Origin of the sequence: Ochrobactrum sp. CGA5 (assembly GCF_006345815.1) — a bacterium.
Classification (GTDB): domain Bacteria; phylum Pseudomonadota; class Alphaproteobacteria; order Rhizobiales; family Rhizobiaceae; genus Brucella.
Map to the genome: position 1 here is coordinate 42,041 of NZ_VCIG01000009.1, position 15,592 is coordinate 57,632.

A 15,592-nucleotide genomic window follows, 5' to 3' on the forward strand; every position below is an offset into this window, starting at 1 on the left:
CTGCACCCGCACCTTTAGCGCGTCCTTGAAACGCAGCAGAGGCGTTCGTCCTGGTTTTCCGGCCAGTAGCATAAAGGACGAATGAAGTGTCGCACATCGACAGCTTTAAATGCCGCAAAACCCTTACCGTGGGTGGTAAGGATTATGTTTATTACAGCCTGACCGAAGCCGAAAAGAACGGCCTCGAAGGCGTTTCCAAGCTTCCCTTCTCCATGAAGGTTCTGCTCGAGAACCTGCTCCGCTTCGAGGACGACCGCTCCGTCAAGAAGTCGGACATCGAAGCTGTTGCAAAATGGCTGAATGATCGCGGTTCGGCAGGCGCTGAAATCGCTTATCGCCCGGCCCGCGTGCTGATGCAGGATTTCACCGGCGTTCCAGCCGTTGTTGACCTTGCAGCCATGCGCGACGGCCTCAAGGCGCTTGGTGGCGATCCTGAAAAGATCAATCCGCTGGTTCCCGTTGATCTCGTCATCGATCACTCCGTTATCGTCGACGAATTCGGCAATCCAAGCGCATTCAAAGCCAATGTGGACCTCGAATACCAGCGCAATGGAGAACGCTACCGCTTCCTCAAGTGGGGCCAGCAGGCATTCAAGAACTTCCGTGTGGTTCCTCCGGGCACCGGCATCTGCCATCAGGTAAACCTCGAATATCTGGCTCAGGCTGTCTGGACCAAGGAAGAAGGCGGCGAAACCGTTGCCTATCCCGACACCTGCGTTGGCACCGACAGCCACACCACCATGGTCAACGGCCTTGGCGTTCTTGGCTGGGGCGTTGGCGGTATTGAAGCTGAAGCGGCCATGCTCGGCCAGCCGGTTTCCATGCTTCTGCCGGAAGTCGTCGGCTTCCGCCTGACCGGCAAGATCAAGGAAGGCGTGACCGCGACCGACCTCGTGCTCACCGTCACACAGATGCTGCGCAAGAAGGGCGTTGTCGGCAAGTTCGTCGAGTTCTTTGGCGAAGGCCTCGAAAACATGACACTGGCCGATCGCGCAACCATTGCCAATATGGGCCCGGAATATGGCGCGACCTGCGGCTTCTTCCCGGTTGACCGCGAAACGCTGAACTACATGAACACGACCGGCCGCGACGAGCATCGCATCGAACTCGTCGAAGCTTATTGCCGTGCACAGGGCATGTGGCGCGACAAGGGTGCTGCCGATCCAGTCTTCACCGACATTCTCGAACTCGACATGGGCGACGTCGTTCCGTCGATGGCCGGTCCGAAGCGTCCCGAAGGCCGCATCGCGCTGGAAAACATCGCTTCCGGTTTTGCAACCTCGCTCGAAAGCGAGTACAAGAAGACCACCGGCCAGACCACGCGTTATGCTGTTGAAGGCGAAGAGTATGATCTCGGTCATGGTGATGTTGCCATTGCTGCAATCACATCCTGCACCAACACGTCTAACCCGAGTGTGCTGATCGCTGCCGGCCTTCTGGCCCGCAATGCAGTTGCCAAGGGCCTCAAGACCAAGCCATGGGTCAAGACCTCGCTTGCTCCTGGTTCGCAGGTTGTTGCCGCTTACCTCGAATCCGCTGGCCTCCAGAAGGATCTCGACGCACTCGGCTTCAACCTCGTTGGTTTCGGCTGCACCACCTGCATCGGCAATTCCGGTCCGCTGCCGGCACCGATCTCCAAGACAATCAACGAAAAGGGCCTGATTGCGGCAGCCGTTCTTTCCGGCAACCGTAACTTCGAAGGCCGTGTTTCACCTGACGTTCAGGCAAACTATCTGGCCTCGCCTCCGCTCGTCGTCGCCCACGCTCTTGCCGGTACGGTTACCAAGGACCTGACCAAGGAGCCGCTCGGTGAAGACAAGGACGGAAATCCGGTCTATCTGCGCGACATCTGGCCTTCCTCTCAGGAAATCCAGGAGTTCATCGCCAAGAATGTCACCCGCAAAATCTTCTCGGAGAAATATGCGGACGTATTCAAGGGCGACGAAAACTGGCAGGCGGTTCAGGTTCCAGCCGGACAGACCTATGCATGGGACGATAATTCGACCTATGTGCAGAACCCGCCTTACTTTGTTGGCATGGGCAAGTCGGCCGGCACGATCGGCGACGTCAAGGGCGCCCGCATTCTGGGGCTCTTCGGCGACAAGATCACCACCGACCATATTTCGCCTGCCGGTTCGATCAAGGCACAGTCGCCTGCTGGCAAATATCTCATCGACCATGGCGTTGGTATTGCCGACTTCAACCAGTACGGCACGCGCCGCGGCAACCATGAAGTGATGATGCGCGGCACCTTCGCAAACATCCGTATCCGCAACCATATGCTTGGCGAAAACGGTCGTGAAGGTGGCTACACCATTCACTACCCATCGAAGGAAGAAACCTCGATCTATGATGCTGCCATGCAGTACAAGGCCGAGGGCGTACCGCTCGTCGTCTTCGCAGGCGTCGAATACGGTAACGGTTCTTCGCGTGACTGGGCTGCCAAGGGCACCAACCTGCTTGGCGTCAAGGCCGTGATCGCTCAGTCCTTCGAGCGTATCCATCGCTCCAACCTCGTTGGCATGGGCATTGTGCCTTTCGTCTTCGAGGAAGGAACAAGCTGGCAGACACTTGGTCTTAAGGGCGACGAAATCGTCTCCATCGAAGGTCTTGCCGATGTGCGTCCACGCCAGAAGGTCGAAGCCTCAATCACTTATGCCGATGGCACAGTGAAGAAGGTTCCGCTTATCTGCCGTATCGATACGCTGGACGAACTCGACTATATGAAGAACGGCGGCATTCTGCAGACCGTTCTGCGCGACCTGGCTGCTTAATCGGCACACATTTGAAATTCAGAAGCCGCCGGAGAAATCCGGCGGCTTTCCTATTTTTGAAAGATGCTCTCACTGCAACGTGAATTCCTATTGATTGCAAGACTTCCTACATAATAGATGTCAGCGACAATAATTGCAGGATGAAACAAAGTGATACTCCACGCCCCCTTCTATGGGACAGGTCCATGGCTTACCGGCGAGCATTTGCCCGGCTGGCGTAGCATCTGTGCTGTTCTGGGGCTGGCATTCACCGGCTGCATCTCCGTGCAAGGGCCGGCCAAGGCGCAGGACGGTAGCAAGAAGACCGCCGTTCTGGAGCTTTATACAAGCCAGGGCTGCAAGTCCTGCCCTCAGGCTGACCAGAACTTCGCAAAGTATGCCGACGATCCCAATGTGCTGGCACTGTCGTTTCACGTCAATTACTGGGATTATATGGGCTGGCGCGACACACTTGCCAATCAGGAAAACACCGACCGGCAGAATGCCTATCGCAATTCCTTCAACGCGCGCATGATCTATACGCCGCAAGCCATCATCAATGGCACGGCAGAGGTGAATGGCCGCGACAGCAAAGCCATTCAGACGCAGATCGCGGCCAACAAGCTGAATGTACCGGTTTCGATCAAGCAGCTCAATGACGGGCGCCTGTCCATCGAAATCGGCGCAGGCAAGAAGCCGGAAGCGCCTGTGCATGTGGTGCTGTTCTATTTCCGCGATGCCGTGACAATTCCGATCACTGCGGGTGAGAATGCCGGGCAGGCTGTCACCTATCGCAATACGGTCAGTGATACTGATACGATTGGCATGTGGGATGGCAAGCCGCTGAAAATCGAGATACCGGCTTCGGAACTGAAGCGCAAAGATGTTTCGGGCTGCGCCGTAATGTTACAGGAAACGCGCGACGACAATTCGCTCGGCCCAATTCACGGTGCGGCCATGTTTAAACAGAAACAGCCTTTCGGCCTCTGATCTTATCTGATCTTCATAGCTCTTCCGCGATTTATGGCGAAAAACACGTTTCGATAAAATCGACAGATTTTCATTGTGAGCTGATGCCGTGTCGGGCTTTTGGAAGACTGTTGCAACTTGGGTCAGCGAAGGCTGGCAAAGGTTGGTTCGGCTCGGGCAGTCCTTTGGGCGGGGGGCTTGGGGTCGGACATACCCGAACCGAACCGTCTCAGGCAACGTGTAGATGCTGAAGCCATAATCGGGCTGGAATGCGAAGCTGAAAAGGCGAAAATGTGACCGGCAATCACCATTGAGAACAGGCTTTCTCTTTTCGTGAACGGCTAATATACGACCCTTAACCGCTATTTGTTGGGGTTTGCCTGATGCATAATCGGTAATCAAAATCGGTGGTCAGAAGCCTCCACTTGAAATTGCTTCACAAAAGCATCACCCTGTTGTCATATGCCGGTTCGCTTCACCTCTGCCGAATGTCGAAGCCGGTTGCGCGCAGTTTGTTTTTGAGCCTGCCCGGTTTTTGGTCTGCGCTCTGCAAAAGGCTGAAAGGAAGGAAATGGATACGTCAAGCGCAGCGAATGAGGATTTGTCATCCCCTTCTCCCTCGCCCGCCTCGCCAAAGGTCGTCCCCCTCGACCGTGCGCGACCTGCTCCCGTCAGTTTCAACCGGCACGAACTCGGCAAAATCCTGAACATTTATGGCCGCATGGTCTCCTCCGGAGCGTGGCGCGATTATGCTATCGACCATCTGACTGACCGCGCCGTGTTCTCGATCTTTCGCCGCGCAAGCGAGATTCCACTTTTCCGCATTGAAAAGAATCCGAAGCTGGCGCAAAAACAAGGCGCTTATTCAGTCGTAGCCGCAAGCGGACTTATCATGAAGCGCGGCCATGAGCTGGAACGCGTTCTGCGCGTGTTCGACAAGAGCCTCAAGCTCGTTGAAAGCTGATCCTTTGCGTAAATAGCGGATAGAGCTTTTCCCGACTTAAGTGAAACAGGAAATGCGCTACAGGATCATGAAAGCGGCGGCGCCCCGGGCTCGATTGAGCGCCCGCCGTTGAGCGATAGCTGCATTAGTACAGTATCGAGCCAGCGCCCGTGCTTGAAACCGGACCCCTCAATGCGCCCACAATGGGTAAAGCCAAGACTCTCATGCAGCTTCACCGAACCGATATTGTGTTCGCCATCGCCGATGACCGCCAGTAACTGCCGAAATCCCAAGGCGGCAACACGTTCGATGAGTTCGTGCAGCAGCAACTTGCCGATGCCCTTTCCCTTCGCATCAGGGGCGATATAGATTGAATCCTCCGCAAGCCAGCGATAGGCAGGCCTGACGCGGAAATAACTCGCATAGGCATAGCCCAGAACCCTGCCGTCCTCTTCCGCAACCAGGATCGGAAAGCCCTGCTCCACAAATGCCGCGAAGCGCTTCTCCATATCGTCCTTTGTCGGCGGCTCGATCTCGTAAGAGCCGGCGCCGTTCAGGACGGCTTCCGTATAGATCGCGCTGATCGTTTCGATATCGGCAGGCTGGAAATCGCGAATGACGGGCATGAGAGAAACCGAACAAATCTTGTACTGGCTTTCACAATGCCTCAGGAAACTGTCAGACAAAAGCAAAAAGGGCAGCGTTTCCGCTGCCCTTTTATTCAGTCGCTCTTCAGCTGACTATTCGCGGTTACCCATGAACTGCAGCAGGAAGGTGAACATGTTGATGAAGTCGAGATAGAGACGCAGCGCGCCCATCACGACCTTGCGGCCATGCGCATCCGAAGAGTCGCCTTCATAGTACATTTCCTTGATCGACTGCGTGTCGTAGGCGGTGAGGCCTGCGAAGATCAGAACGCCGATCACCGAGATTGCGAACTGCAACGCTGTGGAGCCAAGGAAGATGTTGACGACCGATGCCAGGATCAGGCCAAACAGACCCATGATCAGGAATGAGCCCATGGCGGACAGGTCGCGCTTGGTCGTGTAACCGTAGAGCGACAGAGCGCCAAAGGAAGCAGCCGTCACGAAGAAGGTGCGAACAATGCTCTGTCCGGTAAAGACCAGGAAGATCGACGACAGCGACAGGCCGACGAGAGCTGCATAGCCCCAGAAGACAGCGTTAGCGGTCGATACAGAAAGACGCTCAATGCGGAAGCTCAGGAAGAACACTGCCGCAAGCGGCGCAAGCATCACAACCCAGCGAAGCGGGGACGTGTAGAGCGCCACACCGAGACCGGTGAGCATCTTGCCATTAGCGAGCTGCGCAACGGCTGCGGACGGGTCCGTGGTCGTTGCAAGTGCTGCAACGGCAAATGCGGCAAGGCCGGTAACGGCCAAGCCGATAGCCATCATGTTATAGACGCCAAGCATGTAGCTGCGCAGGCCCTGGTCAATGCCCGCATCAGCACGAGCGCCGCCTACCGGCCTCTGCTGCGCCTGAATATTGCGAAAGTCAGCCATGACTTAAATCCTCTTGCCATGTCCCGTCCGGTGTCGGGGCGCTCAAAAGGCCGAGCCGCCTCCAGGCGCCGCTGGCGGGACCCCAGCATGCCTGCCTAACATTATGGGGATTTCAGCTCTTTCGTACAAGTAGTCCCTGTAAAAAAACGTGATTCAGCGACGTGAAAGCGCAAACGCATTTACCATACGATCCAAAGGGTTACCTCATGTGAAGCTTCAACATTACAAAAGCTTCATATGGTTCTGAGCACCTGGGCGGGCTTCTGGCCGAGAACGCGCCAGGTCCCCGCGAGGCCGAAGCCAACTGTCAGCACCAGCGCTAGGGCGACAGTCATCAGCGCAACATCGGGCAGGAAGCTAGCTTTCAGCTTCATGATTTCCGCCACGACATACCAGCCCGCCACGCCGCCAGCGACGAGCGCGAAGAGCGCCGTGGCGAGCCCAAGCAGCACATATTCAAGCACATAGGCCATAATCAGCGTGCCGCGTGTGGCGCCCAATGTCTTCAGGACAACCGCATCGTGGACACGGGCACGGTTACCGGCCGCCAGCGCCCCGCCCAACACCAGAACCGATGCAGCCAGTGCGATGGAGGCAGCAGCACGGATGGCGGTTGCGAGCTGGCTGATCAGATCATTGGCGACATTGAGCGCGTCGGTCACGCTGACCGTCGTGACGGCGGGCCATGTCTTGGTGACCTGCCGCAGCACATCCGGCGCAAGGTTTTTCTGGCTATCAGGAATGGTGAGCGTCGCCAGCCATGTCGCAGGAGCACCGGCAAAGGTATTGGGCGAAAACACCATGACGAAGTTCATCGCAAGTGTCTCCCACTGAACCTGACGGAAGCTTGCGATCTTGGCGGTGATGTTGCGGCCAAGCACATTAACCGTCACTGTGTCTCCAAGCTTCAGGCCCAGTTCCTTGCCCTCGCGCTCGGCGAAAGACACCAGCGGTTCGCCGTTGTAATCGGCGGACCACCACTCGCCTTCCGTCAGAGTCGAGTTTTCGGGAACAGTGTCGGAAAAAGTTATGCCGCGATCGCCGCGCAACACCCAGGCTGCTTCCGGCGGAATCGTCATGTCACGCACATTCTTACCGTTGAAGGCGACAATGCGTCCACGCAGCATCGGACCGGAGGTGAGCTTCCCGTCGGGCACGATACCGCTTACCAGCTTGGTGAAGTCGCCGATATCGCGGTTCTGGATATCGACAAAGAAAAAATCGGGCGCCTGCGCCGGAATGTTTTCCGTGACCTGCCGACGCAGATTGCCATCGATCAGCGCAATCGCCACCATCAGCGTCAGGCCAAGGCCGAGCGAAAGCACCACGGAAGGCGTAAGGGCGCCGGGACGATGGATGTTGCCGACCGCAAGACGGAGCGCTGTGGAACGCACACGGGGCGCGCGGCGGGCAAGCCAGCGAATGCCGTCGGCGACAAGCCGCAGCACACCGAAGGCTGCGATTGCCGAGACGATGAAGATGGCTGCGATACGCCGGTCATAAGCGACATACAGCGCCAGCCCGGCCAGGGCCGCAATCAGCAGAACGGCGAGGCTCAGGTAAAACAGGGCTGGCCAGCCCCGCTGTTCAAAGCCCTGTTCACGGAACAGCGCCGTTGCCGGAATGTCCCTTGCCCGGCCAAGCGGGATGATCGCGAAGGCCAGCGTGGTGATGAGGCCGAAGACAGTGGCAAGCGCCAGCGCACCGGGAAAAAATCCGCCGCCGCCAGCGACCGGCAGATAATTGGCAAGCGCGATTGCAGCCGCATAGGGAATGATGGCCGCCAGTATCAGCCCGAGAACAATACCGATGAGGCCAATCACCAATATCTGAACGAGATAGACTAGCACAGCAAAGCGCGCAGGCGCGCCGAGCGATTTGAAGGTCGCAATCACGCCGCGCTTGCCGTCGAGGTAGGCGCGCACTGCATTGGCCACACCCACACCGCCGACGATCAAGGCTGTCAGGCCCACCAGCGTGAGGAATTGCGAGAAGCGCTCGATATTGGCGCTCAGGGCGGGCGCGGCATTGGCGCGGGAGCGGATGTTCCAGCCTGCATCGGGAAAATCGGCGGATGCCTGTCGCCTGACATCGGCAATTGCGGCATCGGGCGCACCATCTGGCAGGGCAACCTTGTAGATATGATCGACAAGGCTACCCGGCTGGATGAGGCCGGAAGCGCGCAGACCATCCAGCGACACCAGAAAGCGTGGCGCGAAATTGAAGCCCGACGAAAGCAGATCGGGTTCACTCTCGATCAGCCCCCGCAGTTCAAACATCTGCGAACCCAGCAACACTTTTGCGCCAAGCGCGAGATCCATACGGTTCAGAAAGTCTTGGCTGACGGCAGCGCCATAGATACCGTCCTTCTTGGCCGTCATACGGTCAAGCGATTGCTGCGGCTGTACCTTCAACTGACCATAGAGCGGATAGGCAGCGTCGACAGCTTTCACCTCGACCAGCGACTGGTCCGAACCGTCGGGCATGCGCGCCATGGAACGCATCGTGGCGCTCTCGGCCATTCTGCCCTGCTTTTCGATGAAGGCGCGCTCTTCGGCCGACACTTCCCGCTGGTTGAGCGCGAAGCTGACATCGCCGCCCAGAATGCTCTGGCCTTCAGAAGCAATGCCGGTGCTGACCGATCGCGCCACCGAATTGACGCCACCGATGGCAGCAACGCCGAGCGCAATACAAGCTAGGAAAATATAAAAACCGGACAGGCCACCGCGCATCTCACGGAGCGCAAAGCGAAGAGCAAGCGAAAACGACTTTGCCGCACTCATGCGCCGGCTGCCAGCGTTTCGAGAACGGAGCCGCCCTGCACAAGCTCTTCGATCCGGCCCGAACGCACCGGAATTTCGATGTCGCAGCGCGCCGCAAGCGCCGGGTCATGCGTAACGAGTACCATGGTCAGGCCGTTTTCACGCTGCTTGGCAAACAGCAGATCAGCAATCTGGCGCCCTGTCGTGGTATCGAGATTGCCGGTCGGCTCGTCGGCGATCAGGATTTTAGGGCTCGGTGCAAGAGCGCGCGCAATTGCAACGCGCTGCTGTTCGCCACCGGACAGTTCGGAGGGGTAATGGGTGAGACGCTCGCCAAGGCCCACTGCGCGCAATTCGCGTTCCGCCACATCGAAAGCATCTCTACGCCCGGCAAGTTCCAGCGGCACAGCGACATTTTCGAGCGCGGTCATGTTGGGAATGAGGTGAAATGACTGAAACACAATACCGATATTGGCGCCACGGAAAGCAGCCGCCTTATCTTCACTCATCTGGCTGATCGTCTGACCTGCGATTTTCACAGTTCCGTTATCAACATGCTCCAGACCAGCCAGTACCATCAGCAGCGTGGACTTGCCGGAACCGGACGGACCGACGATACCGACCGACTGTCCTTGCGATATATGAAGGGAAACTCCCTTCAGCACATGCACCGATGACGCGGCGTGACCCAAGGTCAAATGAACGTTCTCAAGTTCGATAATTGGGCCAACAACCTGTTCCGTCACGCGGTTTTTATCCTATATGAATCTTTAGAACCAAACAGCGCGTCACAAATTTGAACTTATGTTGCGCCAACTATTGAAGAGAAGTCCGGCGGGCGATTTGCCCACAGCCCCTCAAATATGGGTTTTCGACGATGCGTTTCAAACTCTCAATTCCGGCATGGCTACCGATTTTTGCGGCGATTGCGTCTTTTATGGCGGCAAACCCCATCATTGCGGCAAATGCACAGGAAGATCCAACCGGCCTTGAAGATGCGTTGCCGACCGAACCCTTGTCGCAGGTGAAGATCGTCGGCTTCGGCGATAGCCTGATGGCGGGCTATCTGCTGCCGTCCAATGCCGCCTTTCCGCAACAGCTTGAAAAGGCGCTCGATGACAAGGGGTATGAGGTTTCCATCGAAAATGCAGGCGTGTCGGGCGACACGACCACAGGCGGGCTTTCGCGCATCGACTGGTCTGTTCCCGATGATACCGATCTCGTGATCCTGGAGCTGGGTGCGAATGACGCGCTGCGCGGCATCGAACCCGACATTACGGAAAAGAATCTCGACGAGATGCTGGCACGCCTGAAGCAGCGCGGTATTTCAGTCATACTCGCCGGTATGATGGCCCCACCCAATATGGGCGAGGACTATGCGGCCAAGTTCAACCCTATCTATCCGAAGCTGGCACAGAAATACGGCGTGCCACTCTACCCGTTTTTCCTCGACGGCGTAGCAACCAAGAAGGATTTTCTGCTTGAGGACGGAATGCACCCCAATGAAAAGGGCGTCGAAACGATGGTGTCCAACTTTATGCCCACTATCGAAAAGAGCCTGACAAAAATGCAAAACAAGGGGACATCTGGAGGCTGATGCCGGTCGGGAGCATAAACAGCTTGCTCCCGGTATAAAACTTTGATTCGCTGAGTCTGTATCGACTTAACCGAATCAATTCGACAAGTGCGATACACTGACTCTCTAGGCTAGAGTGTCCTTTATGCATCCCTTGGATGCCCGGCGCTCTGGCATGGAACGCTTCGAGGAGGATGCCTTATGCCGCGTCTTTTCACTGCCCTCGAAATCCCGCGCGACGCCGCGCTTTCGCTCTCGCTGTTGCGAGGCGGTCTTCCCGGCGCACGCTGGATTGATGTCGAAAACTACCACATAACGCTGCGTTTTATCGGAGATGTGGAAGGCCATGTGGCCGACGAGATTGCCAATGCGCTTGATCGCGTGCGGCGACCCGAATTCATGCTGCACCTGTCGGGCGTCAATGCTTTCGGCTCCAAGAAGCCGCACAGCATCTATGCGGGTGTATCTCCCTCGCCTGAACTCAACGCATTGCAGGCGGAAATCGAACGTATCTGCCAGCGACTTCACATTCCCGCCGATCCGCGCAAGTTCACGCCCCACGTGACGCTGGCGCGGTTGAGAAACGCCCGCATCGATGATGTCGCGCGTTATCTCTCTTCACGCGGCAACTTTGCAACGCTGCCCTTCAAGGTGGGACGGTTCGTGCTGATGTCATCACGCGATTCCGTCGGTGGCGGACCCTACATTGTGGAGGAAGCCTGGCCTTTGGTTGCCACATCCCGCACAGGCCAGAACTGGTCGGCAAGCGCGATGGAAGCTGCCAGAACCATCCGGTAAACCTTTTCAAAATCCCCGGTCCCGCCATAATAGGGATCGGGGATTTCAATAGCACGTCTTTCAGCAATCTCAGTGAAAAGCCCGATATGTGCGCTTGCCTCTGAAGGCTGTCGCTGGGCAATCATCCGCATATTGTAGCGGTCCATCCCAAGGATCAGGTCAAAACGGCTGAAATCGGCTGCAATAAGCTGGCGGCAGCGCTGTGCGGAAATATCCAGACCGTGGCGCGCCGCAACGCTGATGGACCGCTCGTCCGGCTCCTCGCCGGTATGGTAGCCGTTGGTTCCGGCAGAATCGACCAACACGTGGCGAATCCCACGCTTTTCCAACACATCCCCCATAACGCCTTCGGCAAGCGGAGAACGGCAGATATTGCCTGCACAAATGAAAAGAATGCTTGTCGGAACTGATACCGTCACGGAACTCTCACGCTCATGCTAAGTTGTTTCAGGAACCACAACATAGGCGAAAGACGATGGCACGCAATCGGCTGACCGAAAACGAATTGAAAGAAGCGCTGACCGAACTGGAGGGCTGGCAGAAGGTTGACGGACGTGAGGCAATTGCCAAAAGCTTCAAGTTCAAGGATTTCAATGCCGCTTTCGGCTTCATGACGCGCGCGGCGCTCCATGCTGAAAAGCTCGATCATCACCCCGAATGGTTCAACGTCTACAACCGCGTCGACGTCACGCTCGCTACCCATAGCGAGAACGGCGTTACAGAACTCGACATCAAGCTGGCACACAGGATGAACGCCATAGTCTGAATAGGCCCGGCGACACAGTCAAAGCTTTGAAATATAGACATATATCTTCCGGCGATCATAATTGAAACTGCCGTCAGGATTGCGGCTCGAATAAGGGAAAACACGGGTAAGATTGATGCGATCCTGCCAGTTCTGCCCGAGTTTGCCGCCACGGATGCCGCGGATATAGACATCACCAAGCGAAATGGCGGCATGGAAAACGTGCCCGGCCTGAACGTCATAGAAACCGATTGCCTGACCAAAGGGCAGCGCAGAATAACCGTTCCATTGTTCGCCCGCCCTGAAATTCAGGATCGGTATCCAGTTCTGGCTGGACGTTCCGCGCAGCGTGTTGAGCGAAATTCCTGCACCGAAAAGAAACCGCAAGTAGACAGCGGCGTCGTAGCATCCCGCATCCAGCAGATCGACGGTGATGTAATTGTCTTCGCTGCCGGCGGCCAGCAACTGGTTGCCGCGAAACAGCCGCGTTGAACGGTCGCTGCGGATGAAGTTTTCCCCATAACCGGTCAAATGCATCAAAACCTCCACTCATTCAGGAATAAACCATCGCACACCAGAAACACTTCGGAAGCGATCCAAAGGCGTTTCCGGCGAATCTGTATTTTGGGGATTTGGCGCGGGCGTTGTAGCTGATGCTTCTTGCAGGTTGTCGGGGCTCGGAATCCGCATGGCCTTGCAAGAAGCACACAAACTCCCCATTTCCTACCGGTCATGACCCGCATTCGGTGATCGGAATCGGGACGGCAGGAGTCGAACAGGAATGGATGACGTCAGAATCGGTGAAATCCTCGAACCCGGCAACGAGAGCGAATTCAAGAAACGCAGCGAACGGGTGAAGAACGGATTCTGGAAGGCTGCGCGCCGCGCCGGTCGCATGGTGCCATTCATGGATGAAGTGGTGGCGGCCTATTACTGCGCGCTCGACCAGAAGACACCAATCCGCGTGCGCATGACCCTGATGGCAGCGCTCGCCTATTTCGTTCTGCCCTTCGACGCTATTCCAGATATTCTGGCCGGGATCGGCTTCACAGACGACGTTGCCGTGCTGATGGCAGCGCTCACCGCTGTTCGCGCTCATATCACACCTGCGCATAGGCTCGCCGCACGACAGGCGCTGGAGGATGAGGGCGTAAGGGAACAAGGCGGCTGATCACAGCTATGTGATTCCGGCAAATCTGCATCACTTAGGCCCGCGTTCTCCCCTATTTCCCTTTGACGATACTGTCTTGATCCCCAGCTAGCTTGTCAGCTCGAACACACTCTCGCCGCTTTCTTTTAATTGAACAGGAGCCAAGGGATGGCGGGGCGACTTAGCTACTCATTCAAGTTTTGTTTCGAAACTTCACCGTTTGGTAACCCAGATTAAGGCAATTTAATCGGCAACTGCTAAGCGGGACGGCGTGATGAACGGCGGCATCCCGATATTCAAGTTTGAAGCAAACGAAAGAGAACCGGTAAAAACCAATGCTTGGAAAATCGATCGTCGCGGCTTCTGTGTTCATGATTGGGATGGCGGGTTCGGCCCTCGCCCAAACCCCGAGCCAGATCAGCCAGTTCAATGCCTGGGGCGCGTACAGCTATAAGTCGGGCAACGGCAAGGTCTGCTACGTCCTCTCCGTGCCGACCGAGAAAGCTCCGGCCAATGTCGATCACGGTGATAACTTCTTCCTCGTGAGCCAGAAGCCCGGACAGAACATCTCGTTCGAACCACAGTTCATGGCTGGTTACGACCTCAACACCAATGCCAAGGTTGTCGTTACCGTCGGAAACCGCAGCTTCAACATGTTCGTTAACGGCAAGTCCGGCTGGATGGAAAATGCAGCGGAAGAGCCGCAGCTCGTCGCAGCCATGCGGGGCGGTGCGGAAATGAAGGTGCAGGCACAGTCGAAACGCGGCACCAAGACCAGCTACACCTATTCGCTGAAGGGCATTTCGGATGCGCTGAAAGCCATCCAGAAGTGCAAATAATCCTTGTGATCGGATAGATTTTCAAAGCCGGGCCTTGTGCTCGGCTTTTTGTTTTGTGCTCCAATCCCCGCAGCCATGCATGGAATACCGGACTTCCTGTGACCGGATTTCATGTGGCCGGATTTCATGTTGGATGACGAATGCGATATTGTGTGCTAAGAGCGCGCGCAACAGGGTCGCAAAGCCAAGCGCCGGACCCTATTTATCCATGAATTCGGGCCAGATCATCTGGCGAAGCTTATCGACGCGCTTCAGCCGTCGTCTCCAACAGTTGAAAACAGATGTCCATTTCGTTCGACCTTACCATTGATGATACGCGCGACCAGCTTGCCCGGCATGCGCGCGCCAGCCTAGAGGCAAAGCCGTCACTCATCGGCATGTCGCGCGAGGAAATGGCCGAAGCGCTGATCAAGGCCGGCGTGCCCGAGCGTCAGGTGAAGATGCGCATCAGCCAACTCTGGCATTGGCTCTATGTGCGCGGCGTCTCCGATTTTGCCGACATGCGCAATATTTCCAAGGATCTGCGTGCCATGCTGGCGCAGCATTTTACCATTGCGCGCCCGGAAGTGGTCGAAGAACAAATTTCGCAGGACGGCACCCGCAAATGGCTGTTCCGTTTTCCGCCGCGCGGCGCAGGCCGTCCGGTCGAAATCGAAAGCGTCTATATTCCTGAAGAAGGCCGAGGAACGCTGTGTGTTTCATCGCAGGTCGGCTGCACGCTCACCTGCTCTTTCTGCCATACCGGCACGCAGAAGCTGGTGCGTAACCTTACCTCCGAAGAAATTCTGGCGCAGCTCTTGACCGCCCGCGATCGGCTCGGCGATTTCCCGGACAAGGACACGCCCGACGGCGCAATGGTTCCCGCCGAAGGCCGCAAGATCACCAACATCGTGATGATGGGCATGGGCGAGCCGCTCTATAATTTCGAGGAAGTGAAGAAGGCCCTGCTGATCGCCTCCGATGGCGACGGCCTGTCTCTTTCCAAACGCCGCATCACCCTTTCGACCTCCGGCGTCGTACCGGAAATCTATCGCACCGGCGATGAGATCGGTGTCATGCTCGCCATTTCGCTGCATGCCGTGCGCGACGAGTTGCGCGACATTCTGGTGCCGATCAACAAGAAATATCCGCTGGAACAGCTTATCAAGGCCTGCCGCGAATATCCCGGTCTGTCGAACGCCAAGCGCATCACCTTCGAATATGTGATGCTGAAGGACATCAATGACAGCCTTGAGGACGCCAAGCTTCTGGTGAAGCTTTTGCAGGGCATCCCGGCCAAGATCAACCTGATCCCGTTCAATCCGTGGCCCGGCACAAATTACCAGTGCTCGGAGTGGGAGCAGATCGAGAAGTTTGCCGATTATGTGAACGCGGCAGGCTATGCATCACCGATCCGCACCCCACGCGGTCGCGATATCCTTGCCGCCTGCGGCCAGCTTAAGTCGGAATCCGAACGCATGCGCAAGAGCGAACGCCTTGCACTCGAAGCCATGATGATCGCCGGACACGGTGAATAAGCCGATGGGTGAGCACG

15 protein-coding genes are annotated in these 15,592 nt (G+C 56.8%); 9 read left to right on the plus strand and 6 right to left on the minus strand.

Annotation, left to right across the window (positions count from 1 at the left end):
• The first annotated feature begins 86 nt into the window (after nucleotides 1-86).
• The 3 genes from acnA (at nucleotide 87) to FJQ48_RS09820 (ending at nucleotide 4,686) form a co-directional block, all read left to right on the plus strand.
• Nucleotides 87-2,774 (plus strand): aconitate hydratase AcnA, encoded by a 2,688-nt coding sequence (acnA, locus tag FJQ48_RS09810; protein WP_139974947.1) that lies wholly within the window; start codon nucleotides 87-89, stop codon nucleotides 2,772-2,774.
• Nucleotides 2,775-3,008: 234 nt separating this feature from the next.
• Nucleotides 3,009-3,743, plus strand: a complete 735-nt coding sequence (locus tag FJQ48_RS09815) for a thioredoxin family protein (protein WP_139975099.1) — start codon at nucleotides 3,009-3,011, stop codon at nucleotides 3,741-3,743.
• 550 nt (nucleotides 3,744-4,293) lie between these two features.
• Nucleotides 4,294-4,686 (plus strand): DUF2794 domain-containing protein, encoded by a 393-nt coding sequence (locus tag FJQ48_RS09820; RefSeq protein WP_139974948.1) that lies wholly within the window; start codon nucleotides 4,294-4,296, stop codon nucleotides 4,684-4,686.
• 65 nt (nucleotides 4,687-4,751) lie between these two features.
• On the opposite strand, the gene FJQ48_RS09825 is transcribed toward FJQ48_RS09820, so the two are convergent.
• The 4 genes from FJQ48_RS09825 to FJQ48_RS09840 form a co-directional block, all read right to left on the minus strand.
• A complete protein-coding gene (locus FJQ48_RS09825) occupies nucleotides 4,752-5,291 on the minus strand; it encodes a GNAT family N-acetyltransferase (protein ID WP_139974950.1) in 540 nt (179 codons plus the stop codon).
• Between the two features lie 114 nt (nucleotides 5,292-5,405).
• Nucleotides 5,406-6,188 carry a Bax inhibitor-1/YccA family protein gene (locus FJQ48_RS09830; RefSeq protein ID WP_011982324.1) on the minus strand — a complete coding sequence of 261 codons (783 nt, stop codon included), beginning with the start codon at nucleotides 6,186-6,188 and terminating at the stop codon, nucleotides 5,406-5,408.
• Nucleotides 6,189-6,421: 233 nt separating this feature from the next.
• Complete coding sequence (locus FJQ48_RS09835; protein WP_139974951.1) at nucleotides 6,422-8,971, minus strand: ABC transporter permease; 2,550 nt, start codon at nucleotides 8,969-8,971, stop codon at nucleotides 6,422-6,424.
• Nucleotides 8,968-9,696, minus strand: a complete 729-nt coding sequence (locus tag FJQ48_RS09840) for an ABC transporter ATP-binding protein (RefSeq protein WP_139974953.1) — start codon at nucleotides 9,694-9,696, stop codon at nucleotides 8,968-8,970. Before FJQ48_RS09840 ends, FJQ48_RS09835 begins: the two co-directional genes overlap by 4 nt.
• Nucleotides 9,697-9,827: 131 nt before the next feature.
• On the opposite strand from FJQ48_RS09840, the gene FJQ48_RS09845 reads away from it, so the two are divergent.
• On the plus strand, nucleotides 9,828-10,547 hold the full coding sequence (locus tag FJQ48_RS09845) for an arylesterase (RefSeq protein ID WP_139974954.1): 720 nt from the start codon (nucleotides 9,828-9,830) through the stop codon (nucleotides 10,545-10,547).
• A 180-nt stretch (nucleotides 10,548-10,727) separates the two neighbouring features.
• The gene (gene thpR / locus FJQ48_RS09850) at nucleotides 10,728-11,324 is read left to right on the plus strand and encodes an RNA 2',3'-cyclic phosphodiesterase (RefSeq protein WP_139974955.1); all 597 of its coding nucleotides are present in this window, start codon (nucleotides 10,728-10,730) and stop codon (nucleotides 11,322-11,324) included.
• Here thpR and FJQ48_RS09855 read toward each other — a convergent pair.
• Nucleotides 11,228-11,743: a low molecular weight protein-tyrosine-phosphatase gene (locus FJQ48_RS09855; protein ID WP_247870345.1), complete on the minus strand. Its 516-nt coding sequence runs from the start codon at nucleotides 11,741-11,743 to the stop codon at nucleotides 11,228-11,230. The genes thpR and FJQ48_RS09855 overlap by 97 nt on opposite strands.
• A 56-nt stretch (nucleotides 11,744-11,799) precedes the next feature.
• Between FJQ48_RS09855 and FJQ48_RS09860 the strand changes: the two genes are divergently transcribed.
• On the plus strand, nucleotides 11,800-12,090 hold the full coding sequence (locus tag FJQ48_RS09860) for a 4a-hydroxytetrahydrobiopterin dehydratase (protein WP_139974956.1): 291 nt from the start codon (nucleotides 11,800-11,802) through the stop codon (nucleotides 12,088-12,090).
• Between the two features lie 18 nt (nucleotides 12,091-12,108).
• On the opposite strand, the gene FJQ48_RS09865 is transcribed toward FJQ48_RS09860, so the two are convergent.
• A complete protein-coding gene (locus tag FJQ48_RS09865; protein WP_247870346.1) occupies nucleotides 12,109-12,606 on the minus strand; it encodes a hypothetical protein in 498 nt (165 codons plus the stop codon).
• A gap of 244 nt (nucleotides 12,607-12,850) precedes the next feature.
• Here FJQ48_RS09865 and FJQ48_RS09870 point away from each other — a divergent pair, with 244 nt between their 5' ends.
• The 3 genes from FJQ48_RS09870 (at nucleotide 12,851) to rlmN (ending at nucleotide 15,575) form a co-directional block, all read left to right on the plus strand.
• Entirely contained in the window at nucleotides 12,851-13,240 is a 390-nt protein-coding gene (locus tag FJQ48_RS09870) for a YkvA family protein (protein ID WP_139974958.1), read from the plus strand.
• Nucleotides 13,241-13,554: 314 nt separating this feature from the next.
• Entirely contained in the window at nucleotides 13,555-14,058 is a 504-nt protein-coding gene (locus FJQ48_RS09875) for an invasion associated locus B family protein (protein WP_139974959.1), read from the plus strand.
• Nucleotides 14,059-14,339: 281 nt separating this feature from the next.
• Entirely contained in the window at nucleotides 14,340-15,575 is a 1,236-nt protein-coding gene (rlmN, locus tag FJQ48_RS09885; RefSeq protein ID WP_011982317.1) for a 23S rRNA (adenine(2503)-C(2))-methyltransferase RlmN, read from the plus strand.
• The last annotated feature ends 17 nt before the right edge of the window (nucleotides 15,576-15,592 follow it).

What these genes read in the sequence shown, in the direction of transcription:
- FJQ48_RS09845 (WP_139974954.1), top strand. Translation starts at nt 9,828, where the DNA reads ATGCGTTTCAAACTCTCAATTCCGGCATGGCTACCGATTTTTGCGGCG.
- FJQ48_RS09820 (WP_139974948.1), top strand. Translation starts at nt 4,294, where the DNA reads ATGGATACGTCAAGCGCAGCGAATGAGGATTTGTCATCCCCTTCTCCC.
- FJQ48_RS09830 (WP_011982324.1), bottom strand. Translation starts at nt 6,188, where the DNA reads ATGGCTGACTTTCGCAATATTCAGGCGCAGCAGAGGCCGGTAGGCGGC.
- FJQ48_RS09860 (WP_139974956.1), top strand. Translation starts at nt 11,800, where the DNA reads ATGGCACGCAATCGGCTGACCGAAAACGAATTGAAAGAAGCGCTGACC.
- thpR (WP_139974955.1), top strand. Translation starts at nt 10,728, where the DNA reads ATGCCGCGTCTTTTCACTGCCCTCGAAATCCCGCGCGACGCCGCGCTT.
- FJQ48_RS09865 (WP_247870346.1), bottom strand. Translation starts at nt 12,606, where the DNA reads ATGCATTTGACCGGTTATGGGGAAAACTTCATCCGCAGCGACCGTTCA.
- FJQ48_RS09835 (WP_139974951.1), bottom strand. Translation starts at nt 8,971, where the DNA reads ATGAGTGCGGCAAAGTCGTTTTCGCTTGCTCTTCGCTTTGCGCTCCGT.
- rlmN (WP_011982317.1), top strand. Translation starts at nt 14,340, where the DNA reads ATGTCCATTTCGTTCGACCTTACCATTGATGATACGCGCGACCAGCTT.
- FJQ48_RS09875 (WP_139974959.1), top strand. Translation starts at nt 13,555, where the DNA reads ATGCTTGGAAAATCGATCGTCGCGGCTTCTGTGTTCATGATTGGGATG.
- FJQ48_RS09870 (WP_139974958.1), top strand. Translation starts at nt 12,851, where the DNA reads ATGGATGACGTCAGAATCGGTGAAATCCTCGAACCCGGCAACGAGAGC.
- FJQ48_RS09825 (WP_139974950.1), bottom strand. Translation starts at nt 5,291, where the DNA reads ATGCCCGTCATTCGCGATTTCCAGCCTGCCGATATCGAAACGATCAGC.